1 protein-coding gene is annotated in these 1,422 nt (G+C 48.7%); it reads right to left on the bottom strand.

The features are described from left to right. Positions 1-276 precede the first annotated feature (276 nt). Entirely contained in the window at positions 277-1,299 is a 1,023-nt protein-coding gene (locus Q0200_RS04685) for an AI-2E family transporter (RefSeq protein ID WP_297938355.1), read from the bottom strand. Between the last annotated feature and the right edge of the window lie 123 nt (positions 1,300-1,422).

Raw genomic sequence — 1,422 nt, 5'->3', positions numbered from 1 at the left:
CATGCAGGAAAAACAGCAAGCGGTTACTGCCGGGACCACAATCGTCCCGGAATCCATTAGCCCGGAAACCGACCGGGCCGTCGGCCGGGCAATAGAACAATACGAAGCAGTCCTCGATGCCCAATGGACTGATCGTGATTGCACACTATCATCCTGCCCACATTCCAGTCGAGCAATTCCCGGTGTTCCAACAGGCAGGGGACTATTTACCACGCAGGAACGAAACAACATCGAGGAGCGAGGAAACCTACTTGCCTACCCCTCCTCATCACGCGTTCAAGTTCGCAGCGATATTGAACTGTACAGCGTCAAAGCAAAAAATAATGATGAGGTTGAAGCAATCGTGTACGTCACAATTATCAAAACATCCGAGGATAACGAGAAAAACAGCAACAGTTCGTTGATTTTGGTCGGGATTTTTACGAGCTTGTCGTTGATAAATTTAATCACGATCGGCTTTAAAAACGTATCTGCGACGATAGATATCACGACGATAGTATAGACGGCGATGACGATCGCAGCCGCGGTGTTGCCGTTAGCAAACTCGTAAAGGCTGATCGGCCCCCACGCGAGCAATCCGCCAACGACCGGGACAAGCGAAGTAAAGGCAAAGAGTATGCCCATCAAAAAGCCGTTGTAGCCGTACGAAATCGTGATGATAGCAAAGAGGCAGCCCTGCAAAATCGCATTTAAAACGATAGAGTAAAGCACGACGCTCATGACGTTGGCTACTTCGCTGAGGATAAACTCGCTCTCGCTCTCTTTCATCGGAAGCGCACTTTTTAGGTAGCCCACGAGCTCGCTACCGTACAGCACCGCAAAAAAGAAAAACACGAGGATGAAAATCATGTCGATGAGAAATTTTACGCTTGATTTGCCGATGCCGCCAAGGCTAGAAAGCACGTTGCTAGATATCGCTCCGACGTCGATGTCTGCGATCATCTCTTTGATTTTAGGCTCTAGAAATTTGATCGGTTCGGGTAGCTGAAAATTCCCGCTTTGAAAATAATTTAGCGTATTTGTTATGTAGCCGGTGTTAAAATTTGCGGCGTGCTTGGCGATCTCGATCACGGCGTACAAAAGCGGCGCGATAAATAGCGAAAACAGCGCAAGCGTCGTAAGAGCCGCCGAGAGGGTCCTTTTACCCTTCGTTAGCTGTAAAAATTTGACGTTGACGTTTGAGGTGGCAACCGCGAGCAAGGCGGCGATAAATATATTTAGCAAAAACGGCTTAAAAAGGTACACCACTAGCGCCAACGCGCAAAGAGCGAAGATGCCGAAAAACACTCGATTATTCATTTTTTTCCTTTGAGGGGCTTATTATATCAGATTTTGCGAGGTTTTGCGGACGGGCGAGTGGCGGACGAGGCGGCTTTAGCGCGACTGGGTAAAACAGGCGTAAATTTAGATGCGCGCGGGACG

Source organism: uncultured Campylobacter sp., from assembly GCF_938045225.1.
In the GTDB taxonomy this organism is placed as follows: domain Bacteria; phylum Campylobacterota; class Campylobacteria; order Campylobacterales; family Campylobacteraceae; genus Campylobacter_A.
The sequence above is the reverse complement of the archived record's forward strand: the minus strand, read 5'-3'. Positions and strand labels throughout refer to the sequence as shown.